This is a genomic window from Paenibacillus dendritiformis (assembly GCF_021654795.1).
Classification (GTDB): Bacteria; Bacillota; Bacilli; order Paenibacillales; family Paenibacillaceae; genus Paenibacillus_B.
The window spans coordinates 911,984-936,462 of record NZ_AP025344.1; the positions used below are offsets into that span (position 1 = coordinate 911,984).

The following is a 24,479-nucleotide window of genomic DNA, read 5'->3' on the forward strand; positions in this document are numbered from 1 at the left end:
ATATAGTTTCAAATATTCCAAAACACATTTAACAGCGAGAATTACGATTAAATGAGGGGGAGTACAATGCTAAGGGAAATGTTTAAAGAGTTTATTGAATTATCTAGGGAATTACGCCCAACTTATCCAGATAGTTTGGGAACTGCAAAAGAAGATTGGGCGGAGACCTTACAATTAACTCACATACCGAGTCTTTTTGAAGTAATATTTAGTACTGTACAAGGAACGTATAGAGATACTAACGATCAAAGATTGATGGATTTTATACCAGGCTATCGACTTATTCACATAGATGAAATTGTTAGCGAGAAAAATAATGTGGATGATATGTTGAACGTTCAAACTGATATTGCCTTTGTATTACCTATTTTGGCCAACTATTCAAGTGATTTTATTTGTTATGTAGAGAAATTAAACGGGGAAAATTGCATTTGTTCATTGTTACATGATGAAGGAGAATTGGAGTTGATGTACAAGACACCCGAAAAATTGTTAGAAACGATCAATGAATTTTATAAACAACATGTCTATTTTTTAGACGATGATGGGTATCTTTCTTACGACTGGGAGAAAGAAGGAATCATTGGTTCAAGCCTTAACCCTGACGTTAAATACTGGGTTTCCTAAAAACTTGATTGAGGTTATACCCCTTTCAAAAAGCAATGTAGCCAGCGCGTGTCGATACTCAATCGGCGCGCGCTATTTGTGTTTTGGCTTAAATTCTCGGATACTTATAAAAGTAAATACATGCTGTCTCATAGCTTCTATTTCTGACATACAACATCTCTGCTTTGAGATTCGAAAAGAAGGATTTTATGCAGATACTAATCCGAAAGAGGATTGTTTAGCAAGAGTGGTCGCTTTGACGCTGAGATGCTCCTACGCGGGCGAGCAGTTCGACCCTGTCACGCAGCAATATTACCTGCGCGCGCGGTTCTACAACCCGGTCATTGCCCGGTTCACCCAGGAGGACGAGTACCGCGGCGACGGCCTGAACCTGTACGCGTACGTGGGCAATAACACGATTCGGTATGTGGATCCGAGCGGGTATTCGTGCGAGGAAAAAGGGAATGTTTATGGCAAGGGCGATAAGGGCCTTATGGAGGGGCCGATAATAGTTCTAGATTAATTCCTGGAACACCTGGAAAAGTACCAGGCGGGAGTTCCTCGAAGCTTGGTAAGAATATGTTTAAGGAGATGGGACAGTCCCGCTCAACTAAGCGAACTCCATATCAGGCACAGCACATTATTCCTTTTGAACTTAGTGAGCACCCTGTAATTCAAAAAATAGGAATGGATATGGACCATACTTTCAATGGTATTTTCCTTCGTGTTCCAGACGAATATGTTGGGGCTACTTCTAGGCATCAGGGATACCACTCCGTTTATAGTGAATATGTCGAACTTAGACTAAATAAAATGGATATAAATCAAGATATTAATGTACTTGATAAACAAGTTTTTGAATTGCAACAAAAGTTAAGGAAGCTTCAAGAAAAGGGTTTACCTCTATAAAGACAGATATTTACCTCCAAAAGGAATTAAAGAAGCTAAAATCAAAAGGACTAGATCAGTATATTCTTGACAGAGCTAACAATAAAGATAAATTAAGCCTGTTTGGGATAGAGGCGGGGGAGCAACTCTTGATTTGTGGGAAAGGTGGTTTGAGAAGTTATGATCTATGGGGTACACACAAAACTAGTAGACGAAGTTATTCAATTTGCAAATTCAATGAAAAATATTCCAAATGGGGAATTCCCTCAAGACATACTGGTTACTAATGAATACGAAGAGGCGAAAAAATATGCTATTCATGAAGTTTATGGTGAAGATGAATACACATGGTCAGACATAAGACAACTTGAAATGGCAAAAGTAAAGGGCAAAATTTATAGATTAGAGCCGGCTCAAAAGCCTGTTGGTTTGGGTGAAATAACAGGGAAAGTAGAGGCAGGTCTCAGAGAAAATATTACTGATTCATACAGTGATTTTTTTGAGAATGTTTTAGTGGATTTAAGGAATTGTGCCCTAAACCGTGCAGTAAATGGTCAGAATGATAACTTTTATGAGAAAGTGTTCCAAATTTATAAAGCAGGCGGCTTTCCATGTGGCTGGAAGGGTGACTATCCTCAAAGTGGAATAATAATTGCTTACTTTGCTTAAGGAACTGCAAGTTCTGTTAGTGATCTCGTTGTTATAGGAATGGGGTTTACTCCAATTTAAGTAATAAATAAGAAAAATAAATGTAATGAATTCTTTCTAACTTTTAATGATAGAAGAATTGTTTGAAACTTTTATTACTTACAGTAAAAAGGTATGTCCAGACCTACTCAATGAAAAGATTTTTAGAGATTGGGTTCGACTATACAATCTGTCTTATATGTTAAAATAAAGTGATAAATATTTGTGAAACCTCAGAGCGCAAAATTACACTTCACTTACAGATTATTGGAATCGTAGGTAAAGTGTAACCTAACAAAATTTATTAAAGCAGGTCTTAATTGAGATAAATTCTCTGTTGAGACCTGTTATTTTTTGCCCCTCAGGACAAGTGGGTAAGTGTTTAAATTCCTATCCTCTATTAAATTTTTCAAAGAAAGAAAAATGAATTGTGTGTAGAAAAAATAAAATTAGATACGTAGTAGGTGAACCCAATATTTGGCCCAAATGGGCAAATAAACCTTTCGCCCATACCATCGCCATCGAAGCCATCCGAACCGCTTCCGCTACGCGGGCGAGCAGTTCGACCCCGTCACGCAGCAATATTACCTGCGCGCGCGGTTCTACAACCCGGTCATTGCCCGGTTCACCCAAGAGGACGAGTACCGCGGCGACGGCTTGAACCTGTACGCGTACGTGGGCAACAACCCGATAAACTATGTGGACCCGAGCGGGTATAGCAGCCAGAATGTTGGTTGCGGTGGTGGCGGTAAGAAGGAAGGGCCTTATGAAGGGACGAAAAATCCGGACCACACAATAAGGGTTTATAGAGAAATTGAATTAGAGATATTAAATAAGGAATATGAAATAGTAACGAGAAAAGGGACGTTTACGACTAAAATTGTTGCTGATGAAAGTCTTATAATAGATATGCCTTTCATAGGAAAAGGAAAATCAAAAGCAAATTCCGAGGGGGGGTGAAGGGATAATGATCACTATTTTACAGAGTTTTACAAAAAAACACCCTGAATACTTTAGCGAAAAAAATATAATCAATTTACAGAATGGTTGGTCTATTACCAATGATCCTACGTTTAGAAAATACTATCCTCAATATATAGTGGGGTTACGCGGAAAACCATTACTCCATCACCATGTTGGGGGTGGTGGTCAGGCCATAGCTATCCCTGCGCCACTTTACCCTGGGAATGGAGGGATACACAATAATGAGAAGCAAATAGGTGTATGGGGAAAAGACCAAGTTTTTGCAGATAGACTTCAAGTATTTATTGACAATTTAAGAGGTGATTAGAGTGAGTGTCAAAGAAGAATTAGCACATTATTTTGATGAATTGCTGAGTTACTGGAATAATACTTTCGGAACTTTACCAAAGACTCCCTTTGATGAAGAGGCTAATCCCTTATTATATCAGGGTGAACCGGATGAAGATGAATATGTCTCTTGGAAGCCGATAGAAAAAGAAATGCAGGAAGATTTTGAAGCGATTGAGGCGAATATTGATTTACATTTACATTCATCTATAAAGGAGTATTTTAATTCCTTTTGGTTTTTAAACCTTCAGGGTTTTTATAATTCAAAGTTAATTATTCTAGAACCTGTTGAACCAGGAATGGATATTAATAATTTTTTTGTTAATCAAAAAAAATACGAAGAACATCAAGGAAAAGTATTAAAAAATATTCAACTTGGTTACATATCACCTGAGAATATGGCATTGATGGTCAATAACGAAACGGGAGAAATTCTACAAGAAGATTTTGAAACAGGGCATAGTACTGTGATTGCCAAATCTTTAGAAGAACTTATTAAAGGCTTGCGAGTCTCAAGATAAAATTGATTGATAATTTATAAATCATAACTATAACAAAATTTGTAAGGTGTTTAAGTTTATTTTGTCTATCACTGGAAAAGACATAACTATCACTATTAATGACATTCAAAAATCAGTGTCAGTAAACCTCGCAAGTGATAAAGGTATAGAAACTCTGAGAGCACAACTTCTTCATCATGGTTTTGAAGAGTGGATGGAAGAGCAAGAAATATTAGACCTTGATTGGCCCCGTGCCTTTCAAGGTTTCTTGTGCTGCAGCGTACCTTTTTAGGGACAGCTTACGCCCTTGGACAAGGAAAGGTTTATTATCATGCAGTGGAACAAAACTAATATGGAAAATGGAATTGCATCCTGGGTTGAAGACAGATACGAATCCAGTGATTGGTATAATCTGATTGATTTTGAACGAAAAGTGAACGAGAATAATAAAAAAATGATTGTTTTTGATTGAATGTGATTGATTTTTGTTGGCGGTTTCAATACAATAGCGTTGAAGGAGATGATAAGATGTTAACCCCGGAACGACATCGAATTATTTTGGAACTGCTCAAGGACAAGGGAGTCGTCAAGATTCAAGAGCTCGTTCATGAGACCGCTTCCTCCGAAGCAACGATTCGGCGAGATCTGAGCCATCTGGAAAGCGAGAATCTGCTGAAGCGGGTTCACGGCGGTGCGGCCCTGCTCCAGGGGAAAGGGATGGAATCTTCTTTAAGTGAAAAATCCACCAAGCAGTTACGTGAAAAGAAACAAATCGCTGAGCTTGCCGTGTCTCTTATTCAAGACGGGGATTGCATTTATCTCGATGCCGGGAGCACCACCTACGAGATGATTCCTTTGCTTGTTGATAAAAGGGTGACCGTCGTAACCAATGGACTTATGCATCTTGAATCTCTTTATGAATATGACATTCAGGCTTATGTTGTTGGGGGAAAGATAAAGGGGCTCACCAAAGCGTTAATTGGCAGTCAAGCAGTACGCGGCTTGCAGGATTATAGATTTGACAAATGCTTTCTTGGCACCAATGGCATTCATGAGGAGCTTGGCTATACGACGCCAGATCCCGAAGAGGCCAACATCAAGAAGATGGCGCTCCATTTATCCGAGAAGAGCTACGTCGTTGCCGACAGAAGCAAGTGGAACAAGGTCTGCTTTGTACAGTTCGCCGCTATCGATGAGGCAGCGCTCGTTATTGATCAGTTGGAACCGGAAGAAGAGAGCTCCATCAACAACAAGACGAAAGTAATAAAGGTTGTGAAATAAATGATTTATACAATGACGCTCAATCCTTCGATTGATTACTACGTGTACGTGGACCAATTCCAGGTTGGCGGGTTGAATCGAATGACGAAAGACCAGAAATATCCGGGCGGCAAGGGCATTAATGTCTCGCGGGTATTATCCCGGATCGGCGTACCCACGAAAGCCCTTGGGTTTGTCGGAGGCTTTACGGGTCAGTACATTCAAGACCGTTTGAATAACGAAGGCATCGAGACCGATTTTGTGAAGGTCGAAGGAGATACCCGGATCAACATCAAGCTCAAGACCGGGGAAGAGACCGAGATCAATGGCGCAGGTCCTGCCATCCCGGAAGATAAGGTCCATGAACTGCTTGCCAAGATTGAGGGGATGAGCAACGGCGACACGCTGGTCCTTGCAGGCAGCATTCCTTCAAGCTTGGACGCAGGGTTATACCGCGATATCATGAGGCGCTGCATGGATAAGGGCATTCGAGCCGTTGTCGATACAAGCGGCCAGGCTATGCTTGAGCTGCTGCCCTACCGTCCGTTTCTCGCAAAGCCCAATCAGCAGGAGCTGGGAGAATTCTTCCATGTGAACATTGAATCCTTAGAGGATGTCTTGCGCTATGGCCGCCAATTGGTTGAGCGGGGCGCACAGCATGTCATTGTCTCCATGGCTGGTGACGGCGCAGTGCTTATAACCACAGAAGCAGCCTACGTGGCGAATGTGCCGCAGGGCAAGGTGATCAACTCGGTAGGTGCAGGAGACTCGCTCGTTGCAGGCTTTATCGGATGTTATGCCGTAACCGGCTCCATTCAGGAGGCTTTCGCCTATGGCGTGGCAACCGGGAGTGCAACGGCATTTTCAAGTGACTTGTGCCAGAAGGAATATATTGAAGAACTGCTTCCGCAAATTAAACTGACTCAAGTGGGGGAGAGTGCATCATGAGAATTACAGATCTGCTCAAGCAGGACACGGTCATCCTCGATCTTCATTCGACGGGGAAAGAAGCGGTTATTGATGAGCTGATAGCTAAGTTAGACGAAGCGGGACGCTTAAGCGATCCTAAGACCTTTCGAGAAGCGATTATGCTTCGTGAAAGCCATAGTACAACAGGGCTTGGGGACGGAGTGGCCATCCCTCATGCGAAGACGGCTGCGGTTAAGGTGCCTGCGATATGCTTTGGGCGATCCGTCGAAGGCGTGGATTTTGAGTCGCTGGATGAGCAGCCGGCGCATTTGTTCTTCATGATCGCTGCGACGGATGATGCGCATGATACCCATGTCGAGACCCTGTCAAGATTGTTTACCCTGCTGGATGAGAAGATGCGTGAGGCCATGTTGAAGGCGGATTCGGTGGAGCAATTGCTAAGCATCGTGGACGAGCGTGAAAATGAAGTGCTGGCAGAGCAAGCGGCGGAAGCGGCCGAAGCGGAAGAGAAGGCGCAAGCCGAGAAGCGAGGAGGGGATCAAACCAAGGATCAAGCCAAGGCTCAAGCGTCGAGTGAGGCTTCCCCTGGGAATGCTCGGCCGGCATCTGAACAGGATCGTCCATACCTTGTTGCTGTAACTGCCTGTCCGACAGGCATCGCTCATACCTATATGGCTGCGGATGCGTTAAAGCAGAAGGCGAAGGATATGGGCATCGATATTAAGGTCGAGACCAACGGTTCGACAGGTGTTAAAAACGGACTGACCGCAGATGACATTGCCCGGGCTACGGCGGTTATCGTGGCCGCGGATAAGCAGGTCGAGATGAATCGTTTTGCCGGCAAACCTGTGATCCAGGTTCCTGTGGCAGATGGAATTCGCAAGACCGAGCAGCTCATTGAACGGGCGATCAAGCAAGACGCCACTGTTTACCGCGCTGCCGGCGGGAAGACGGAGCAGCAAGAGAGCAGCGGCGGCAAGCGCGGCATATACAAGCACCTGATGAACGGGGTAAGCAACATGCTTCCATTTGTTGTCGGGGGCGGTATCTTGATAGCATTGTCATTCCTTATTGGAGGAATCAACGCCGAGGGTGAGATCGCAGAGCTTCTATTCATGATCGGTAAAGCCGCCTTTATGTTTATGGTGCCGATTCTGGCCGGCTTTATTGCAAGCAGTATCGGAGATCGCCCCGCGTTTCTGCCTGGCATCGTGGGCGGTTATCTTGCGGCTGAAGCCGGTGCCGGCTTCCTAGGCGGACTTGTAGCGGGATTTTTGGCCGGTTATGTTGTTGTTCTGTTGAAGCGTCTGCTTAAGAACCTGCCGCAAGCCTTGGAAGGAATTAAGCCCGTTCTGCTGTTCCCGCTGTTAGCCTTGCTCATCGTGGGCATCTTGATGGTTACGGTCGTGAATCCGCCGGTAGCGGTTTTGAACGGCATGATGACGGACTGGCTGAACAGCTTAAGTGGAGCAAATGCGATTCTGCTCGGTCTAATCCTGGGCGGTATGATGGCTGTCGACATGGGCGGCCCGATTAACAAAGTAGCCTTTACGTTCGGGATTGCGGCGATTGAAGCAGGCAACCTCGGTCCCCATGCTGCGGTCATGGCAGGCGGTATGGTTCCGCCGCTAGCGATCGCACTGGCGACAACGTTCTTCAAGAACAAGTTCACCGAGAGCGAGCGAAAATCCGGCGTGACCAACTATGTCATGGGTTTGTCGTTCATTACGGAAGGAGCGATTCCATTTGCCGCCGCTGATCCGCTCCGTGTACTGACGAGCTGTATTCTTGGATCCGCGATTGCGGGCGGTCTTGCGATGGCCTTTGGCATTACGCTCCCTGCTTCACACGGGGGAATCTTCGTTATCGCTTTAGTCAATAAGCCATTCCTGTATCTTCTTGCGATATTGTTCGGTTCGATCGTATCTGCCCTTACGCTTGGGGTATGGAAGAAGAAAGCAACCGTATAATTTTGTTCCGACTATAACGGCCGTTCCAAGCAGAGTGAACTCTCGGAACGGTCTTTTTCTAATATTGTGTGTCCTTATTTTCTCAGTCGAAATTCCTTTATTTTATCTTCGACAAAATGCTTCAAGTTAAGTTGTTTTTTGAGCTTGAACAGCATGATGGCTTGTTCGAAGTCTTCCAGCGCCAATTTGTGGTTATCCAAAAAATAGTAGTTTAACCCTTTTTCATAATATAACTCTCCAAAGAGATAGAGAGAGTTGTATTTCAAACATTGTTCGATCCCTTTATTGCAATATTGTATACAGGTGTGGTAGTCATGATTTCTTGATAACGAACGTGCAAGCGCATAAATGTTTTTGATAGGCAATGTCCTGTCTTCGATATAATAATGCCGATGGATATGGCGGTACGTCCAATGCAAAATGCGCAGAGCCTTTCGGTTTTGGCTGGATTCAGACAACAAGATGCCCATGCTGTTAATAATCATCAATTCCTGTTCCGAACAAAACTTTAAACATTTGCAAGTTTTTCTTAACGCCGTTTTCAGCATCATTAAGCTGGAAGGAACGTCCTTATAGGAGTAGTAAAGGGATATGGCTTTTGCCCAGAGGAGGAACTGCTGATCTTCGGGTGCTTCAAAAAGATGGCTTTCTTCTTCCAGTATCTTTAACACTTGTCCGAAATCATTTTCTTGAATAAAGGAGTGGACAATAAATTTAATATTATTTTTGTAGTTGCTATTGGAATCGTTTTGGATATCAAATAAATATTTGACATTCACTCTTAATTTTTTGGACAGTAAGTATAATATAAAGCCAGATGGAATCTCTCGCCCATTTTCTATGTTGCTGATATGAGGTTGCGTACAAATCCCCTTCGCCAGAGCCTGCTGGCTCAATCCTTGTTTCAAACGCAAGTCCTTAATAATTTTCCCAATTTCAATGGCATTTAACGTATAAACCATATCGTTCCCCCTTTACACAATTTTACACTTATTTCTCTGATGCTAGAGTTAATATGCTTGTCCTGGTCGGGAATTTCAATTCCTCCTTTTTGTATTTTTCGGAATAATCCAATTGCATTTTAATGGCTTTTCGGTAATGTTTTTTTCACTTTTCAGCTGATTTGGCCCGGATTCCGGATGGTTTCACAGGATTGGAACACAATATAACTATTCTTATTTTTCGATCGAATTCGAACCATGTTATCGTTTAATTAAGTCAGTGAACATCAACTAGACTAGGTAAGGAAGGGGAAAAAGAAATGAAGAAGATCGCGAGCGCACTTTTGATTTTTGCCTTATTTTTTGGTTATCAGCAAGCAGCTTCGCCCAACACCGATTCACCGCCAACGGCCGTAAAATTGGAACTGCGGAATGACCATCATCTGATTGGAGGGCATTAGGCAGAGGTCCACCTCTCTCACGAATAAAGTGAGGGGGGATTTTTTATGTTATCAGCCCAACCAATTTTGCGGGATCGCGCAAAAATTTTGCGTGACAGGCCTCCGTATCCGGTACCGGAATACGGATACCCGAATCAGCTCTCTGTGTTACGCTCCTTCTGTAATTAACCGACCAAAGGAGCGTAATGGTTATGACGAATCAATGGACCCGCAAGCTTGCCGCTTTTTTTGTACAATCTGATCCCGAATATGATAGCTTTGTTCGCAAGCATGAAGCGAAGAGCGGAAAGCAAATTTTATTCTACCTGTCCTTTGCGGTCTTTCCGGGAGTGCTGGCCTATTTATTGATTTATCCGCTGCGCCCCCTGCTTATGGCTGTGACGGGATTATCCAGTCATTATATGCAGTTTTTTGTCCTGGCGGTCATGGCCAGCGGATGGCATTTCCTTTTTCCGTTGTTCATGCTACGATTTTCAGATAAGCTGACCTGGAAGGAAACTCTTTGTTATCTGGGGTTCAGAAAGGAGTCTTTCAAAGGACTGCTGCTGGTCCTGCCGCTAATAACCCTGCTGTTCACTGTCTTATCCCTGCCTTACATGAAGTGGGTATTCCCGTCTTTATCCTCATTCCTGAACTCGATTCCGGCGCTTCATATGGGAGAGTGGCATATTTTCAACCAAGGATACTATGATTTTCCCTGGCCTTTGCTGCTGATTGGAATCATCGGGAACTTCATCGGAGAAGAAGTCTATTTCCGCGGTTATTTACTGAAGAAAATAGGCAGGCTGCGCTTTGACTGGCTGATCCTCAGCATTTTGTTCCAGTTCTATCATATGTGGCAAGCGCCGATGAACTGGGCTTTTATTCCGCTGGCGGTTATCATTCCTTGTGAAATCCTGGTCAAGCTGCGCAAAAACATATATGGAGCAATTCTGTTTCACATCTTTATAAATACGATATGGGGGGCTATTACCCTTTATCTGGTCGGGGTGTAATTCATCCTCATTGACATCATAGGGGAGGATAACGGATGGGCAAGCCCTACGCGAAGCTTTCGCCGCTCATTGCCGCATTGCTTGCCATTTTTCTAGTGTTAACCGTCTATATTCATATGGAGACGCTTCGTCATCCCTATATCGGCGCTGTGCTTCAGAGAGCAGAAGAAGGATGGAAGGTAAGCGAGCTAGACCCTTCCGGCAAGGCAGCGACCGAGGATGTGCGCCTGGGAGACCGGGTGCTGGCGGTGAACGGCTTACCTGTGGACAAGCAATTTGCCGACAAGCCGAAGTCGTCTCTGGTTAGAGCCAGCACGGCAGAGTTCATGCGCGGCGATGGCTCTGTATATGAAATCCGAATCGAAACAGAAAGCAGAGATGTGCTGCAAAGTGCAGTTTCCATTGTGGCGGCAGTGCTGTTGCAGATCATCGGCTTGCTGGCATACTATAAAAATCCGGTTTCATCTGCGGTTCGCCAATTTTGTTTGCTGAATTACGTAATGGCTCTGGTCATTCTGACTGTATATTCTACCGAATTGCTTGTATCGGATTTGATTTTGTCGCTCTGCTCGGTCTGGCTCCCTTATTTGCTGCTCTCTTTTTGCGTTTCGTTTGTGCTGCGTGCGGCGCCTGCTGTGTGGTCAAAGGCCCTCTTTTGCTTCCGCCTGGCCTGCATCCTGTTTTCTTGTTATACCATTTGGACCGTAAGCCAGCACGAGATTCCCGGCTGGATTCGGGAAACGGTGCATCTCGTTTTTATGATGACGCTGCTGTTTATCTTGCTGATGATCCGGCTATATTGGAACTCGATGGATCGGGTGGAGAAAAATCATGCCCTGGGGCTGGGCGCCGGCCTATGCTTCAGCTTTCTGCCCTATCTGTTTCTGTACGCAATCCCGGATTTACTGTGGAATGGGTACATCCTGGCTCCCGAATACGCGCTGATTGGTCTTGTGCCGCTGTCTGGCGTTTTTCTGTATATTCTGGACAAGCGCAGCATGGTGGATATGAACATCTATCTTCCCCGGCTCATGGTTCATATCCTTTATTATGGAGGCGTCTTTCTCCTCATCGCCTTTGCCAATCGAATGGAGCGTCCAGTCTGGACCGCCGTCTTATTCGGAGGCTTTGCTGCGGGAACCTTTGTGTACCGGAGAGGGCTTCGGCGGTCAAGACAACAGGCGGAAGGGCGCAAGGAGTGGTTGGAGCAGCAGAAGCTGAAGTTATCCATCCAGATTGCGGAGACCCGGAATATCCAGGATATTCTCAGTCTGATCAGCGATATGCTTCACCGTGTCGTAGATGTGGAAGGAGTCTGTATGGTCTGGCATGACGGGACCCGACGGGTTGTACACGGCACAGGCCGCTACAAAGACATCAGCGGCTATGAGGAAGACGCCCGCTGGCTAGATCGCGGCTTTTTGGAACGAGGATTCGATTTCGAATATGTTGTCCCCGTTCCCGGAACCGCCGGAACGGCCACTGCAGGATATCTGTGCATGGGCCCCAAGAGCAATCTGTCGCTCTTCTCCATGGAAGAGAAGAGGCTAATCGACGAGATTGGCAGGGAAGCCGGCCGGCTATTGACCAATGCCAGACTGCTGACCGGATTGCAGAAAGAGTTTCAACATACAAAAGGGCAGCACGCGTGTGAACCTCATCCTCTTCATGATGACATTCGGCAGATGAACCGTCTGTTAATGGAGGCCCAGCAAGCCGAGCGGGTTCGGCTCTCCTATTATCTGCATGATCGGCTGTTGCAGAATCTGATTTTCCTATCGAGAGATCTGGAGGAGATGGCGAATCAGGGACGGGCCGATACCCGGCAGATCGCGTCCTGGCTGAAGTGCCTCTATGATTCGCAGCAGGATATCCGGGCGCTGTGTGATGAGTTGTATCCGCATATTGTAGATAAAGCCGGGCTGGAGGAGTCCTTGCGCTGGCTGCTGCGGACTGCCGGAGAGAAGGGCGGGCTGCGTGCAGCGCTTCATTACGATTGGCCGGGAGAAGAGCCGGACCCCTTGCTGAAGTCCAATCTTTTCCGAATGATCCGTGAGCTTGTCCATAATGTGCTGAAGCATGCCGAAGCCACGCAGCTTGATGTTCGCGTCAAGCGGGCAGAGGGTGAGGATATATATTGCACGGTAAGCGATGACGGCAAGGGTTTCGATGCAGGCGCTTTTCTGGAACACATCGGATCCCGGGAAGGCGCGCATCTTGGACTTATCTCGGTCAACAGCCAGATCGGTGATCTTGGCGGAGAGATGGAGCTTCATTCCACACCGGGAGAGGGGACAAGGATAACGCTGCGGCTGCGGTCTGCAGCTTCAAGTGAAATAGGAGGGAACCCATAATGGCGTCCGAAATCAAGGTTGTCTTGCTTGATGATCATCCCCTTGTGATAGATGCATTAAAACATCGCCTGGAGCAGGAAGAAGATATTCGCGTAACGGGAACGTTTGCCGATCCGCGGCTCTTGCTGGAGCAAATCCGCCGGAATAAGCCGGATGTGCTGGTGATGGATATTTCCATGCCGCATATAGACGGCTTTCAGTTGGCCGTTCTGTTGAAGAAGGAATATGGTTCTGCTCTTAAAATCATCATGCTGTCTGGCTATACATATGAAGAATTCTATCTGAAGGCCTATGAGATTGGCGTGAACGCCTATTTGTCCAAGCAGGCTTCTTACGTCCAGATTATTAATGCGATTAGGCAGAGCCTGGCAGGTCATATGCTGGTTCCTGAACATCTGTTCGCAGCTTATGGGCAGGATAAGCTGACGCCCACGGAGCGTGAGGTGCTGGTTAGGGTTTCACGGGAGATGAGCAATAAGGAGATTGCCAGAGAACTCGGCATCAGCCAGCGGACGGTGGAATACCATCTAACCTCCATTCTTCAGAAAATGGGGGTCAAGTCGCGTGTGGGGGCGGTCGCCAAAGGATATGAGCTGGGGGTGATTGGAGCGGCCGTATCGAACCAGCAACAATAGAATGGGTGTCAAGTTCGATTAGAGACTTATGAATCTGTAAATAAGTATATGTTCAATCAAACTTGATTGGCTCTGTGCCTATCAAGTTTTTTTGTTTTTAACGCACGCTATGACATAAATCACACTTTGTATTTTAAATGTGTCTAAATATTGACACGCATTATGACGCCGTGATATTATAACGTTAAAATAACGCACCACCAAAAAAACGTATTATAATTTGCAATGAACCCCATGAAGAACCTTGATATGTCGATTGCAAGCTCCAGCACGACAACGTGCATCTAGGCTATCTTTACTCGTTTACGCATCATCTCCGCATCTTAGCTGCCAGGCAGCAGCGCTAAGCCTCGAGGGCAAGCGCATTCACATCATCCTTCCATGCGAACGCAGCACACGACTCATCACGAACCTTCCATGAAGCATCAGAGCGAACACATTCCATGTCTCGATGACCGCAAGAGAGCCCTAACACTCAGACAACTCGCCAATACGCTTTTTATCTATTTCTTATATTGAAAGCGCAAACAATTACAATCTTTATTGTAAAGGAGCGAGATTGGATGAAACCGTTTTATTCGATTGTTGTAGTTTGTTCGCTGCTGCTGCTGGCAGCATGCGGGAACTCGGGCGAACCGAAGGACGTGGCCAAGAACGGCGACGGCAGCAAGATGGTCAAGATCGGCATTGCGCAGTACGCGAATCATCCTTCGCTGGATGGAGCGAGGGAAGGCTTTTTACAGGCGCTGAAGGATGCCGGGTACGAGGAAAAGGTCAACTTGCAAGTGGATTTCCGCAATGCCCAGGGTGACATGAACAACAACCTCACGATAGCCCAAAAGCTGGTCGGCGACAAAAGCGACCTGATCCTGGCGATCGCCACGCCGACCGCGCAGGCGGTTGCGAAGGCGACAAAAGACATCCCCGTTCTGTTCACGGCCGTGACGGATCCGGTCGCGTCGAAGCTGGTCGATAGTCTGGAGAAGCCGGGAGGCAATGTGACAGGCACGCGCGATACGAATCCGGACGCAATCAAGAAGACGATGGAAACTATCAAGAAATTTTTCCCCGAGGCTCGCAAGGTAGGCGTCATTTACAATTCCGGGGAGCAGAACTCCGTCGTCAACATCGCTAACGTCAAGCAGGTGCTGCAAGAAGGCGGGCTGGAGACGGTCGAGGCCACCGTAACGAACAGCTCCGAGGTGAAGCAGGCCGCGGATTCACTGGTAGGGCGCGCGGATATCATCTATCTTCCGTCGGATAATACGGTCATCTCCGCGCTCAGCTCGGTCGTGTCGGTCGCGAATGACAACGATATTCCGCTGTTCTGCGAGAGCAGTGAATCGGTGGGGGAAGGCGCTTTCGCATCGATCGGGTTCCGGTACTACGATCTGGGCTATACGACAGGAAAAATGGCGGTGGAGGTGCTGAAAGGCGCATCGCCTGCCGACATCCCCGTCCAGTTCTCCGAGAAGCTCGAACTGATGATTAATCCGAAGGCGGCGGAGGCGCAGGGAATCACATTGACGGATGAGATGAGACAAGGCGCAATCCTGATTGAGAAATAAGTCGTTCCAAATTAGGAGGATGCTATCGTGCTGTATGCGCTGACGGGTTCTTTGGAAGCAGGGGTCATTTACGCGTTGATGGCCCTTGGCGTTTACTTGACGTTTCGAATTCTTGATTTTCCCGATTTGACCGTCGATGGCAGCTTTGCCACCGGCGGAGCCGTGGCGGCGGTAATGATTACGTCCGGCTATCCCCCGCTTCTCGCCACATTGGGCGCGCTGCTGGCGGGATGCCTGGCAGGAACCGTAACCGGACTGCTGCATACGAAGGGGAAAATCAATACGCTGCTATCCGGCATTATTTCGATGATTGCTTTGTATTCGATCAATTTGCGGATTATGGGCAAGGCGAATACGCCGCTATTGGGGGAGAACACCTTGTTCACGCAGCTTGTCTCCTTCTTGTCCAGCCTGCAGCCGCTTGCCATTTTGGCTGCTGTAGGAATATTCGTCCTGCTCATCAAATGGGCTATCGACTGGTTCCTGGATACGGAGATCGGCTTGGCGATTCGCGCCACCGGCGACAATGGCAAAATGATCCGCAGCCTCTCCGCGAACACCGACAATATGAAAATTGTCGGGCTGAGCCTGTCCAACGGATTGGTGGCGCTCTCCGGCGCGCTTATCGCCCAATATCAAGAATTTGCGGATGTCTCGATGGGAATCGGAATTATTATCGTCGGCTTGGCCTCCGTCATTATGGGGGAAGCCGTCTTCGGCCATGCTTCCATTCGGCGGGCGACCTTCGCCGTAATCGGAGGAGCTGTCATCTATCGCCTCATTATCATGCTCGCTCTTCGCATCGGGCTGGATCCGAATGACCTGAAGCTGCTGACCGCCGCGATTGTGGTCGCCGCCCTCGTCATGTCGCGGGTTCTCGCTACATGGCAAGACAGACGGGTGAAGTCCTCTCGGGAAGACGTACCGCATGTGTCCGTCGATCAGGGAGCAAGGGGGGAAAGCCATGCTGAAACTTGACGGGATACGGAAAGTGTTCAACCGGAGGACGGCGAGCGAGAAGATCGCTTTGCAGCATATTAATCTGACGCTTCGCGAGGGAGATTTCGTGACGATTATCGGGTCCAACGGCGCCGGCAAATCCACGCTGATGAACATTATCTCCGGCGGGATGGCGCCGGACAGCGGGACAATCGAGATTGACGGCGAGAACGTGACTGGTCTCTCTGAATTCGAGCGCTCGCGCAAGATCGGCCGCGTGTTCCAGGATCCGATGGCCGGAACGGCGCCGACGATGACGATCGAGGAGAATCTGGCGGTCGCCTACTCGCGGGACAAGAGACGCACTCTGCACCGGGGAGTGAACAAAAGGCGGAAGGAGCTGTTCCGGGAAAGCTTGGCTTCGCTCCATCTTGGCCTGGAGGATCGGCTATCGGCCAAGGCGGGGCTGCTGTCGGGCGGCGAGCGTCAAGCGCTGAGCCTGCTGATGGCGACCTTCACGCAGCCGAAGGTGCTGCTGCTGGATGAGCATACGGCCGCGCTTGATCCGGCCAGAGCGCAGTTGATTACGGCGCTGACGAAGGAAGTCGTCGAGCGTTCCAACTTCACGACGCTGATGGTGACGCACAATATGCAGCAGGCCATCGAGCTCGGCAACCGCCTGATTATGATGGATGCCGGAGAGATTATTTTGGATGTGCGGGAAGAGGAGAAGAAGCAGCTGACGATCGAGGCGTTGCTGAAAAAATTCGCCCAGTTGAAGGGAGTGGCGGATGACCGTTTGCTGTTGGGATAGATAAAAGAAGGGGGAAGGGAGAGGTAATGATGATTCAAAGTCAGGGGCATCCGTCTGCCCCGCCAATCGAAGAAGAGGCAGGAGCGGAGGCGCGGCATGAAGACGTGCGCGGGCTGCTTGAGCCATATCAGGTGCTGGCGCCGGACGGGGAGCTTCGCCACCCAGTCGAGGGGGCCATTGACGAGGATCTAATGATACAAATGTACGAGAAGATGGTGCTGACACGGATGTTCGATCGCAAGGCGGTCAACCTGCAGAGGCAGGGCCGGATGGGCACCTACGCCCCTTATGAAGGCCAGGAAGCCGCGCAGGTGGGGAGCGCGCTGGCGCTGTCCCCCCATGATTGGCTGTTCCCCAGCTATCGCGATCACGCCGCCGCGGTGACGCATGGGCAGTCGCTTACCCGCATCCTGCTCTATTGGATGGGGCATATGGAAGGCTCTATCAGCCCGGAAGGACGCCATATCATGCCGCCATGCGTGCCGATAGCCACCCATTTGACGCATGCGGTGGGCACGGCCTGGGCCGCCAAGCTGAAGGGGGAGAGGCAGGCGAGCATCGTGTACTTCGGCGAAGGGGCGACCTCGGAAGGGGACTTCCACGAGGCTTTGAATTTCGCCGGGGTGTATCAGACGGCCACCGTCTTCTTCTGCCAAAATAACGGCTACGCCATCAGCGTGCCGTTCCATGCCCAGTCCGCCTCCCGGACGATCGCCCAGCGCGCGGCCGCCTACGACATGCCGGGGGTGCGGGTGGACGGCAACGATGTGTTCGCCGTCTGGCTGACCGTGCGCGAAGCGATTGATCGCGGCTTGAACGGCGGCGGGCCGACGCTTATCGAGGCGGTCACGTTTCGTTACGGGCCGCATACGACCAGCGACGATCCGCGCAAATACCGCGACCAGGCCCGGCTCTCCGCCGAATGGAGGGAGGGGCGCGATCCGATAGAGCGCCTGAAGCTGCATCTCGTGAAGCGGGACGCGTGGAGCGAGGAGCACGAGGCTCGCCTGATGGAACGGGTCAGCGCCTTGATCGAAGCCGCGGTCGACGAGGCCGAGAGCTATCCGAAGTCCCGGCCGGGAGATATGTTCATGCACGTAAGCGCCGATATGCCGTGGCCTGTGGCCGAACAGCGGGAACAGAGCGGCCTGTGCGCGGAAAGGCAGGGTGAGGCATGAGCCGGAGCTTAACGATATTGCAAGCGATCCATGAAGCGCTTGATCAGAAGCTGGCGGACGATCGGCGCGTCATGCTGACGGGAGAAGACATCGGCGTCAATGGCGGCGTATTCCGGGCGACCGATGGGCTGATCGACAAGTACGGCAAGGAACGGGTCGTCGATACGCCGCTGGCCGAAGCCGGCATTATCGGCTCGGCTATCGGGCTGGCGCTGAACGGCTTCATTCCGGTCGTCGAAATTCAATTTTTGGCCTTCATCTATCCCGGCTTCGAGCAGATCATCACCCACGCGGCCCGCATGCGGTACCGGACGCGGGGACAGTACAGCGTCCCTCTCGTCATCCGCACTCCGTACGGAGCGGGAATTCGCGGGCCGGAGCTTCATTCGGAGAGCGTGGAAGCGTTCTTCGTCCATACGCCCGGACTTAAGGTGGTCGTGCCGAGCAATCCGTACGATGCCAAAGGCCTGCTCATCAGCGCCATCGAGGATCCCGATCCGGTGGTTTTTCTGGAACCGGCCCGGATCTACCGCGCCTTCAAGGAGGAAGTGCCCGAGGAGATGTACCGCATTCCGTTGGGGAAGGCGAACATCGTCCGGGAAGGCGAAGACGTGACGATGATTTCATGGGGGTCCATGATGCGGGTGGCGCTGGAAGCGGCCCGGCAGCTGGAGCGGGAGAAGGGCTGGTCCTGCGAGGTCATCGATCTTCGCTCGCTGTATCCGCTCGATCGGGATGCGATTGCGGCTTCCGTGAAGAAGACGGGGCGGGCGGTGATTGTTCATGAGGCGCACAAGACGGCCGGCGTCGGCGCGGAAATTGTGTCGCTGATCAATGACGAGGCGCTGATGTATTTGCGGGCCCCGATTCAGCGGATTACCGGCTTCGATGTGCCGGTTCCGCAGTTCTCGCTCGAGGACGTCTATGTTCCGACGGTCGAGCGGGTGAGAGAGGGAATCGCCGCAGCGATTCAGTTCTGACCGTTCAGGAGGAGGAACGCGAATGATAGAGTTCAAGCTTCCCGACGTGGGAGAAGGCATTCACGAAGGGGAGATCGGAAAATGGCTCATTAAGGAAGGGGAGCGGGTGGCCTGCGATCAGCCGATCGTCGAGGTGCTGACGGACAAAGTGAACGCCGAGCTGACCGCTCCGGCCGGCGGCGTCGTGCACAAGCTGATGTTTGCCGAGGGGGACGCTGTTCGGGTAGGCGAGGTGCTATTCCTCCTCGAAGCAGAGGGGCGCATCCCTGTGGAGGAAGCGGGGAAAGCGGAGCAGGCCGCTTCTGCGGCCGCCCCTCCGCCTCCGCTCGCAGCGGCCGTACCTGCGTCTTCGGCAGGAAGAGTGCGCGCGGCCCCCTATGTTCGCCAGCTAGCGCGGCAGTTGAATATCGACATCGAGCAGGTGAAGGGGGGCGGAGCGGACGGCCGCATTACGGAAGAGGATGTGCGGCGCCATGCCTCGGCAGGCACGGCGAAGGTAACGGAAGGCCCCGACATGCCGGGCATGAATGCGGCTTCGCCTGGGCGGGAGCGGACGGAGGCCGCGGTCCGGCCTCAAGGGGGAATGCCGGCCTCCGCTTGCGCCGAGGAACGGGTGCCGCTGCGGGGAGTGCGCTTGAAAATCGCCGAAAGGCTCGTCAAGGCGGCGACTATCATCCCGCATGTCACGCAGGTGGATGAACTGGAGGCCGATGCCCTGCAGGCGCTCCGGGAACGTCTCCAGCCGCTGGCGTCCGAGCGGCAGGTGAAGTTGACGTACTTGCCGTTTTTTATCAAGGCTATCGTCATTGCGCTCAAGGAATTTCCGTCTTTCAACGCGTCGCTCGACGATGAGGCCAAGGAAATCGTCCTGAAGCGCTATTATCATATTGGAATTGCGACCGATACGCCGGACGGCTTGATCGTCCCGGTCATCCGGGACGCCGACCGGAAGACGGTCTTCGAGCTGGCGGAAGAGATCGGGCGTCTGGCGGAACGGGCCCGAGCCGGGAAGCTGGCGCTGGAGGAGATTACCGGCGGCACCTTCACGATTAGCAACGTCGGGCCGATCGGCAGTCTGCTCGCGACGCCGATCATTAACCATCCGGAGGCGGCCATCCTGGCGCTGCACAAGATGGAGCCCCGCATGGTCGTCCGCAACGGGGAAGGCGTCATCCGCCTCATGATGAATATGGCGCTCTCCTTCGATCATCGGCTTATCGACGGGGCGGAGGCGATTCGGTTCACGAACCGGATCAAGCGGCTGCTGGAGCAGCCAGACTTACTATGGGCGGAGATGGTGTAGATGGTCGTCGGCGAAATTGCGGTAGAAACGGACGTTGTTGTCATTGGCGGCGGTCCGGGCGGGTATGCGGCAGCTATCCGGCTGGGCCACTTGGGGAAGCAGGTCGTGCTGGTGGAGAAAGAGGAGCTCGGCGGCGTCTGTCTTCATTCGGGCTGCATTCCATCCAAAGCGCTGATCCATGCGGCCGGACTGTATGACGACGCCAGGTCGGCCTCCAAGCTGGGGCTGCGGATCAATCCGGGGGCGATTGCCTTCGATATGTCCGTATGGCAGCAGTGGAAATCCGGCATCGTCGCCAAGCTGCGAAGCGGAGTGGGGCAGCTCTGCGCCGCGAACGGGGTAACGGTCGTGAAGGGGAGCGCCGTCTTCCTGTCTCCCGACCGCATCGGGGTGGAGACGGAATCCGGCTTCGAAACCTACAAATTCCAGGAGGCGATTATCGCGACGGGATCGCGGCCGCATCTCCCGGCATTCGCGGCGGGGGGCGGTGCCCGAATCCTCACTTCGGCGGCGGCGCTGGAGTTGGAGAATCTGCCGGAGCGCCTGGCCATTATCGGAAGCGGCTATATCGGCATCGAATTGGGCATGGCCTTCGCCAAGCTCGGATGCCGCGTGACACTCATCGAGCGGGAGGAACGCATCCTCCCGCTGGTGGACGGCAGCCTCGCCGCGGAAGTGAAGCGTCGTGCAGGCAAGCTGGGGATGATGATCAAGACCGGGACGGAAGTGCGGGCGGCTGCCGCGCATGACGATCATGTCGAGCTCCGCCTCGAATCGATGCGGCATGGCGAGGAGAGCGTTCTCTGCGACAAGGTGCTGGTCACGACCGGACGCGTGCCGAACACGGAGGGCCTCGGCCTCGGGCAGGCCGGGGTGCAGGTCGATGAGCGCGGCTATATTCCGGTCGATGCGGAGTGCCGGACCAATATGCGCCACATCTTCGCCATTGGGGATATTACGCCAGGGCCCGCTCTCGCCCATCGCGCCGCGAGGCAGGGCACGGTCGCCGCGGAGGTAATCGGCGGACTCCCTAGCGCCTTCGACTCGCCTTATGTGCCCTACGTTATTTTCTCCGATCCGCAGATTGCGGGAGTGGGGCTGACGCGGGCGGAAGCCGAGCGGCAGGGCATGAAGGTGAAGACGGGCCGCTTCCCGTTCCGCGCCAACGGATACGCGCTGGCAGCCGGGAAGACGGACGGCTTCGCGGAAGTAGTCGTCGAAGCGGATTCCCGCCTGCTGCTTGGCATGCACGCGGTAGGCGCGGATGCCGGCAGCTTGATCGGCCAGGGCACGCTCGCGCTTGAAATGGCGGCGAAAGCGGAAGACATCGCCATGACGGTGCACCCGCACCCGACGCTTAGCGAAGGCTGGCTGGAAGCCGCCGCCGCCGCCTTGGGGCATGCCATACACATTGTGAACGAGAGGAGGCTGGAAGATGAGTAATCGGACGGACCCGGATAGAGCATCGGACGGCGAGCGTTTGGCGCATTTTCTGAACCGGATTGACCGGGGCGACAAGATTGAAGCGGATGATTGGATGCCAGACGATTACCGCAACCAGTTAATCAAGCTGATATCGATGCACGGCGTGAGCGAAATTATGGGGGCATTGCCGGAGAAGGAATGGGTCCCGAAGGCGCCGACGCTGCGCCGCAAGCTGGCGATCATGGCGAAGGTGCAGGATGAGATGGGGCATGGGCAGCTGCTTCTGCGCGTCGCCGAGGATCTGATGGCGCCGCTCGGACAGACCCGCGAGGATCTGCTGCGCAATCTGTTCTCGGGGAAGCTGAAGTTCCATAACGTGTTCCATATGGAGGCGCCCACATGGGCGGACGCCGGCGTTATCGCCTGGCTCGTCGACGGCGCGGCGATTATTACCCAGACGATGTCGCTGGAGACGTCCTATGCGCCGTATGCCCGCGCGCTCCAGCGCATCTGCGCGGAAGAGAAGTTCCATGCCCAGCACGGGGAGAGCATCGTGCTGGAGCTGGCGGAAGGGACGCCGGCGCAGCGCCGGATGCTGCAGGAGGCCGTGAACCGCTGGTGGCCTTCGTTGCTGATGTTCTTCGGCCCGCCGGAAGGCGGAACCGTGTCCAGCAATCAGCAGCTGAATATGCGCTACAAGATTCGCACGCAGACGAACGAGGAGCTGCGGCAGGCCTTTTTCCATAAATATGTGAACCGGATTTTCCATCTGGGGCTGACGCTTCCGGACGACACAATCCGCTATGACGAAGCGGAGGGTATCTGGCATTACCGGCAGCCCGATTGGGACCGGTTCGTGGAGATTGTGCGCGGGAACGGACCCTGCTCGGCACAGCGGCTGCGGCTGCGGAAGACATCCTACGAAGAGGCGGGATGGGTGCGCGAAGCGATGCTGGCGCCACTCAAAACCTATGCGGCGGGAGGGGCGATATGAGCAGCGAACGGAAGGAGCAATTTTCTGTTTACGAGGTGTTCAGCCAGAAGAGCCCGTCTGCCGGCTTCGCGCACCAGTTCAGCTTGCTGGCGCCGAACCCGGAAGCTGCGCTCCTGATGGCCCGGGAGAACTTCATGCGGCGCGAGCCCTGCATCAATATCTGGGTCGTGAACCGCGACGATATTCACGGGCTGACGCCGGAGGAACGGGAGAGTCTTGAACGGCTGGACAACAAAAGCTACCGCGAAACGAAGGGCTACGGCGATGTGCAGTCGAGATGGCGCCGCCACAAGGAAGCGTACGAGAGCAAGGCGGATACCGCACGGAAGGAGGGCTGACATGGCAGGATATATTGGCGCAGAGTCGGCGGAAGAGGCCAAGCGCAGCCCGGAATATGCGCGGGCCTTGCAGGAATTGTTGTTTCAGATTGCAGACGATGACTATATATTGGCTTACCGGGGATCGGAATGGCTGGGGCTGGCCCCTCACATCGAAGAAGATGTCGCTTTTTCGTCGATGGCGCAGGACATGATGGGGCATGCGGCGATGCTGTACGGGATGCTGGAGGAGCTGGGGGCCGGCAAGGCGGACGATCTGGCGCATTTGCGCACCCCGGAGGCGTTCCGCAATGCCATTCTGGCCGAGCGTCCGAACGGACCGGGGGATTATGCGGATGACCCGCATTATGACTGGGCTTATGCCGTGGCCCGCTGCTGCCTGTACGGCTTGTTCAAGGAGATCCGGCTGGAAGCGTTGACGCGGTCTTCCTATGTGCCGCTGGCGCAGACGGCCCACAAAATGAGGCGCGAGCACCACTATCACCGACGATATTGGCGCTCCTGGTTCACGCGGCTGGCGTCCAGCACGGACGAGGCGCGCTTGCGCTTGAACGCGGCCGTGGCCCGTGTGTGGAGCGATATCGGCAGCCTGTTCCCGCTGGGCAGCGAGGAGGAGGCAATCGTCCGCTTCGGGCTGAGCATAGGCGGGGATGAATTGGCGCGGCGGTGGAAGGCGGAGGCGCAGAGCTTATTCGAAGCGTGCGGGCTCGCTTGGCCGGGTGATTGGGCCATCCCTGCCAGGAATGGACGCGACGGGCAGCATACCGGCGATCTGGCGCAAGCCGTCGCCACCTTGTCGGAGGTGTACCGGATTGACCCTGCGGCGGGCTGGTAAAGGAGGCGGTTCATCGTGACGCAGCGTATCCGGCATATGCAAGCGGGGATCGAGGAACGAATCTGGACATTGCTTCGGGAGGTCAAGGATCCGGAAATCCCGGTCATCAGCATGATTGAGATGGGCATGATCCACCGGGTGACTATCAGCGAAGCCACGGTGGAGGTCGAGGTGCTGCCGACCTTCATCGGTTGTCCCGCTCTGGAGATGATGAAGAGCGAAATTCAGGAGAAGCTGCTCTCCATCGAGGGCGTGCGCGAGGCGAGCGTTCGCTTCCTGCAGGAGCCCGCCTGGACCTCGGATCGGATTAGCGGGGAAGGACGGGAGAAGCTGCGTTCGTTCGGCATCGTTGCCCCGCCGCGCGGCTCCGTGCCGGGCGAGGAGTGGGAGGTGCGGTGCCCCTACTGCGATTCGCCGCACACCCGCATGGACAATATGTTCGGTCCCGCGGCTTGCCGCAGCATTTTATATTGCAAGCACTGCAAAAATCCGTTCGAAGCCTTGAAAGTGTTATGAGGATCAAGCGTAATCATAATCGGGCAACAGTCAAAGGAAAGTCAACCAACA

26 protein-coding genes and 1 pseudogene are annotated in these 24,479 nt (G+C 52.1%); 26 read left to right on the top strand and 1 reads right to left on the bottom strand.

Annotated elements, in window-relative coordinates; translation table 11 throughout:
- Nucleotides 1-66: 66 nt before the first annotated feature.
- From L6439_RS03945 to L6439_RS03995, 11 genes and pseudogenes are all read left to right on the top strand, one after another.
- Nucleotides 67-627, top strand: a complete 561-nt coding sequence (locus L6439_RS03945) for an SMI1/KNR4 family protein (protein WP_168179532.1) — start codon at nucleotides 67-69, stop codon at nucleotides 625-627.
- Between the two features lie 235 nt (nucleotides 628-862).
- A complete protein-coding gene (locus L6439_RS03950) occupies nucleotides 863-1,129 on the top strand; it encodes an RHS repeat-associated core domain-containing protein (RefSeq protein WP_213470500.1) in 267 nt (88 codons plus the stop codon).
- A 56-nt stretch (nucleotides 1,130-1,185) separates the two neighbouring features.
- Complete coding sequence (locus tag L6439_RS03955; protein WP_306434367.1) at nucleotides 1,186-1,515, top strand: AHH domain-containing protein; 330 nt, start codon at nucleotides 1,186-1,188, stop codon at nucleotides 1,513-1,515.
- A gap of 159 nt (nucleotides 1,516-1,674) precedes the next feature.
- Nucleotides 1,675-2,163 (top strand): hypothetical protein, encoded by a 489-nt coding sequence (locus L6439_RS03960; protein ID WP_213470503.1) that lies wholly within the window; start codon nucleotides 1,675-1,677, stop codon nucleotides 2,161-2,163.
- A 600-nt stretch (nucleotides 2,164-2,763) separates the two neighbouring features.
- Nucleotides 2,764-2,835, top strand: a pseudogene (locus L6439_RS03965) (hypothetical protein); the annotation flags it as partial.
- Nucleotides 2,836-2,838: 3 nt separating this feature from the next.
- A complete protein-coding gene (locus tag L6439_RS03970) occupies nucleotides 2,839-3,141 on the top strand; it encodes an RHS repeat-associated core domain-containing protein (protein WP_237096733.1) in 303 nt (100 codons plus the stop codon).
- A gap of 7 nt (nucleotides 3,142-3,148) precedes the next feature.
- Nucleotides 3,149-3,472 (top strand): hypothetical protein, encoded by a 324-nt coding sequence (locus L6439_RS03975; protein WP_237096734.1) that lies wholly within the window; start codon nucleotides 3,149-3,151, stop codon nucleotides 3,470-3,472.
- A 1-nt stretch (nucleotide 3,473) separates the two neighbouring features.
- Complete coding sequence (locus tag L6439_RS03980; protein ID WP_213470505.1) at nucleotides 3,474-4,013, top strand: SecY-interacting protein Syd; 540 nt, start codon at nucleotides 3,474-3,476, stop codon at nucleotides 4,011-4,013.
- Nucleotides 4,014-4,520: 507 nt separating this feature from the next.
- The gene (locus L6439_RS03985) at nucleotides 4,521-5,273 is read left to right on the top strand and encodes a DeoR/GlpR family DNA-binding transcription regulator (RefSeq protein ID WP_213470507.1); all 753 of its coding nucleotides are present in this window, start codon (nucleotides 4,521-4,523) and stop codon (nucleotides 5,271-5,273) included.
- Complete coding sequence (pfkB, locus tag L6439_RS03990) at nucleotides 5,274-6,200, top strand: 1-phosphofructokinase (protein WP_213470509.1); 927 nt, start codon at nucleotides 5,274-5,276, stop codon at nucleotides 6,198-6,200.
- Nucleotides 6,197-8,152 (top strand): PTS fructose transporter subunit IIABC, encoded by a 1,956-nt coding sequence (locus L6439_RS03995; RefSeq protein ID WP_213470511.1) that lies wholly within the window; start codon nucleotides 6,197-6,199, stop codon nucleotides 8,150-8,152. Before pfkB ends, L6439_RS03995 begins: the two co-directional genes overlap by 4 nt.
- Before the next feature lie 74 nt (nucleotides 8,153-8,226).
- Here L6439_RS03995 and L6439_RS04000 read toward each other — a convergent pair whose 3' ends face one another.
- Nucleotides 8,227-9,114, bottom strand: a complete 888-nt coding sequence (locus L6439_RS04000) for a helix-turn-helix domain-containing protein (RefSeq protein ID WP_168179522.1) — start codon at nucleotides 9,112-9,114, stop codon at nucleotides 8,227-8,229.
- A 299-nt stretch (nucleotides 9,115-9,413) separates the two neighbouring features.
- Between L6439_RS04000 and L6439_RS04005 the strand changes: the two genes are divergently transcribed.
- From L6439_RS04005 to paaD, 15 genes are all read left to right on the top strand, one after another.
- Nucleotides 9,414-9,554: a hypothetical protein gene (locus tag L6439_RS04005; RefSeq protein ID WP_168179521.1), complete on the top strand. Its 141-nt coding sequence runs from the start codon at nucleotides 9,414-9,416 to the stop codon at nucleotides 9,552-9,554.
- Nucleotides 9,555-9,898: 344 nt separating this feature from the next.
- Nucleotides 9,899-10,549 carry a CPBP family intramembrane glutamic endopeptidase gene (locus tag L6439_RS04010; protein ID WP_213470513.1) on the top strand — a complete coding sequence of 217 codons (651 nt, stop codon included), beginning with the start codon at nucleotides 9,899-9,901 and terminating at the stop codon, nucleotides 10,547-10,549.
- A 35-nt stretch (nucleotides 10,550-10,584) separates the two neighbouring features.
- The gene (locus L6439_RS04015) at nucleotides 10,585-12,903 is read left to right on the top strand and encodes an ATP-binding protein (protein ID WP_213470515.1); all 2,319 of its coding nucleotides are present in this window, start codon (nucleotides 10,585-10,587) and stop codon (nucleotides 12,901-12,903) included.
- On the top strand, nucleotides 12,903-13,538 hold the full coding sequence (locus L6439_RS04020; protein ID WP_168179518.1) for a response regulator transcription factor: 636 nt from the start codon (nucleotides 12,903-12,905) through the stop codon (nucleotides 13,536-13,538). The genes L6439_RS04015 and L6439_RS04020 overlap by 1 nt, the downstream gene beginning before the upstream one ends.
- 563 nt (nucleotides 13,539-14,101) lie before the next feature.
- Nucleotides 14,102-15,106: an ABC transporter substrate-binding protein gene (locus tag L6439_RS04025; protein ID WP_168179517.1), complete on the top strand. Its 1,005-nt coding sequence runs from the start codon at nucleotides 14,102-14,104 to the stop codon at nucleotides 15,104-15,106.
- Between the two features lie 27 nt (nucleotides 15,107-15,133).
- Nucleotides 15,134-16,084 carry an ABC transporter permease gene (locus L6439_RS04030; RefSeq protein ID WP_168179516.1) on the top strand — a complete coding sequence of 317 codons (951 nt, stop codon included), beginning with the start codon at nucleotides 15,134-15,136 and terminating at the stop codon, nucleotides 16,082-16,084.
- Nucleotides 16,071-16,859 carry an ABC transporter ATP-binding protein gene (locus L6439_RS04035; protein WP_168179515.1) on the top strand — a complete coding sequence of 263 codons (789 nt, stop codon included), beginning with the start codon at nucleotides 16,071-16,073 and terminating at the stop codon, nucleotides 16,857-16,859. The genes L6439_RS04030 and L6439_RS04035 overlap by 14 nt, the downstream gene beginning before the upstream one ends.
- A 26-nt stretch (nucleotides 16,860-16,885) precedes the next feature.
- The gene (gene pdhA / locus L6439_RS04040) at nucleotides 16,886-18,037 is read left to right on the top strand and encodes a pyruvate dehydrogenase (acetyl-transferring) E1 component subunit alpha (RefSeq protein WP_374043210.1); all 1,152 of its coding nucleotides are present in this window, start codon (nucleotides 16,886-16,888) and stop codon (nucleotides 18,035-18,037) included.
- Complete coding sequence (locus L6439_RS04045; RefSeq protein ID WP_213470517.1) at nucleotides 18,034-19,017, top strand: alpha-ketoacid dehydrogenase subunit beta; 984 nt, start codon at nucleotides 18,034-18,036, stop codon at nucleotides 19,015-19,017. The genes pdhA and L6439_RS04045 overlap by 4 nt, the downstream gene beginning before the upstream one ends.
- A gap of 22 nt (nucleotides 19,018-19,039) precedes the next feature.
- The gene (locus tag L6439_RS04050) at nucleotides 19,040-20,320 is read left to right on the top strand and encodes a dihydrolipoamide acetyltransferase family protein (RefSeq protein ID WP_213470519.1); all 1,281 of its coding nucleotides are present in this window, start codon (nucleotides 19,040-19,042) and stop codon (nucleotides 20,318-20,320) included.
- The gene (gene lpdA, locus L6439_RS04055; protein WP_213470521.1) at nucleotides 20,321-21,763 is read left to right on the top strand and encodes a dihydrolipoyl dehydrogenase; all 1,443 of its coding nucleotides are present in this window, start codon (nucleotides 20,321-20,323) and stop codon (nucleotides 21,761-21,763) included.
- The gene (gene paaA / locus L6439_RS04060) at nucleotides 21,756-22,739 is read left to right on the top strand and encodes a 1,2-phenylacetyl-CoA epoxidase subunit PaaA (RefSeq protein ID WP_168179510.1); all 984 of its coding nucleotides are present in this window, start codon (nucleotides 21,756-21,758) and stop codon (nucleotides 22,737-22,739) included. Before lpdA ends, paaA begins: the two co-directional genes overlap by 8 nt.
- Nucleotides 22,736-23,077, top strand: a complete 342-nt coding sequence (paaB, locus tag L6439_RS04065; RefSeq protein WP_168179509.1) for a 1,2-phenylacetyl-CoA epoxidase subunit PaaB — start codon at nucleotides 22,736-22,738, stop codon at nucleotides 23,075-23,077. Before paaA ends, paaB begins: the two co-directional genes overlap by 4 nt.
- A gap of 1 nt (nucleotide 23,078) precedes the next feature.
- On the top strand, nucleotides 23,079-23,912 hold the full coding sequence (gene paaC, locus L6439_RS04070; RefSeq protein WP_213470523.1) for a 1,2-phenylacetyl-CoA epoxidase subunit PaaC: 834 nt from the start codon (nucleotides 23,079-23,081) through the stop codon (nucleotides 23,910-23,912).
- 15 nt (nucleotides 23,913-23,927) lie between these two features.
- Nucleotides 23,928-24,428: a 1,2-phenylacetyl-CoA epoxidase subunit PaaD gene (gene paaD / locus L6439_RS04075; RefSeq protein ID WP_374043209.1), complete on the top strand. Its 501-nt coding sequence runs from the start codon at nucleotides 23,928-23,930 to the stop codon at nucleotides 24,426-24,428.
- Nucleotides 24,429-24,479: the final 51 nt, after the last annotated feature.

Bases quoted from the DNA above. Each gene is read 5' to 3' on its own strand.
- L6439_RS03945 (WP_168179532.1), top strand. From the start codon at position 67: ATGCTAAGGGAAATGTTTAAAGAGTTTATTGAATTATCTAGGGAATTA.
- L6439_RS03955 (WP_306434367.1), top strand. From the start codon at position 1,186: ATGTTTAAGGAGATGGGACAGTCCCGCTCAACTAAGCGAACTCCATAT.
- L6439_RS03960 (WP_213470503.1), top strand. From the start codon at position 1,675: ATGATCTATGGGGTACACACAAAACTAGTAGACGAAGTTATTCAATTT.
- L6439_RS03975 (WP_237096734.1), top strand. From the start codon at position 3,149: ATGATCACTATTTTACAGAGTTTTACAAAAAAACACCCTGAATACTTT.
- L6439_RS03985 (WP_213470507.1), top strand. From the start codon at position 4,521: ATGTTAACCCCGGAACGACATCGAATTATTTTGGAACTGCTCAAGGAC.
- pfkB (WP_213470509.1), top strand. From the start codon at position 5,274: ATGATTTATACAATGACGCTCAATCCTTCGATTGATTACTACGTGTAC.
- L6439_RS03995 (WP_213470511.1), top strand. From the start codon at position 6,197: ATGAGAATTACAGATCTGCTCAAGCAGGACACGGTCATCCTCGATCTT.
- L6439_RS04000 (WP_168179522.1), bottom strand. From the start codon at position 9,114: ATGGTTTATACGTTAAATGCCATTGAAATTGGGAAAATTATTAAGGAC.
- L6439_RS04005 (WP_168179521.1), top strand. From the start codon at position 9,414: ATGAAGAAGATCGCGAGCGCACTTTTGATTTTTGCCTTATTTTTTGGT.
- L6439_RS04015 (WP_213470515.1), top strand. From the start codon at position 10,585: ATGGGCAAGCCCTACGCGAAGCTTTCGCCGCTCATTGCCGCATTGCTT.
- L6439_RS04020 (WP_168179518.1), top strand. From the start codon at position 12,903: ATGGCGTCCGAAATCAAGGTTGTCTTGCTTGATGATCATCCCCTTGTG.
- L6439_RS04025 (WP_168179517.1), top strand. From the start codon at position 14,102: ATGAAACCGTTTTATTCGATTGTTGTAGTTTGTTCGCTGCTGCTGCTG.
- L6439_RS04035 (WP_168179515.1), top strand. From the start codon at position 16,071: ATGCTGAAACTTGACGGGATACGGAAAGTGTTCAACCGGAGGACGGCG.
- pdhA (WP_374043210.1), top strand. From the start codon at position 16,886: ATGATGATTCAAAGTCAGGGGCATCCGTCTGCCCCGCCAATCGAAGAA.
- L6439_RS04045 (WP_213470517.1), top strand. From the start codon at position 18,034: ATGAGCCGGAGCTTAACGATATTGCAAGCGATCCATGAAGCGCTTGAT.
- L6439_RS04050 (WP_213470519.1), top strand. From the start codon at position 19,040: ATGATAGAGTTCAAGCTTCCCGACGTGGGAGAAGGCATTCACGAAGGG.
- lpdA (WP_213470521.1), top strand. From the start codon at position 20,321: ATGGTCGTCGGCGAAATTGCGGTAGAAACGGACGTTGTTGTCATTGGC.
- paaA (WP_168179510.1), top strand. From the start codon at position 21,756: ATGAGTAATCGGACGGACCCGGATAGAGCATCGGACGGCGAGCGTTTG.
- paaB (WP_168179509.1), top strand. From the start codon at position 22,736: ATGAGCAGCGAACGGAAGGAGCAATTTTCTGTTTACGAGGTGTTCAGC.
- paaC (WP_213470523.1), top strand. From the start codon at position 23,079: ATGGCAGGATATATTGGCGCAGAGTCGGCGGAAGAGGCCAAGCGCAGC.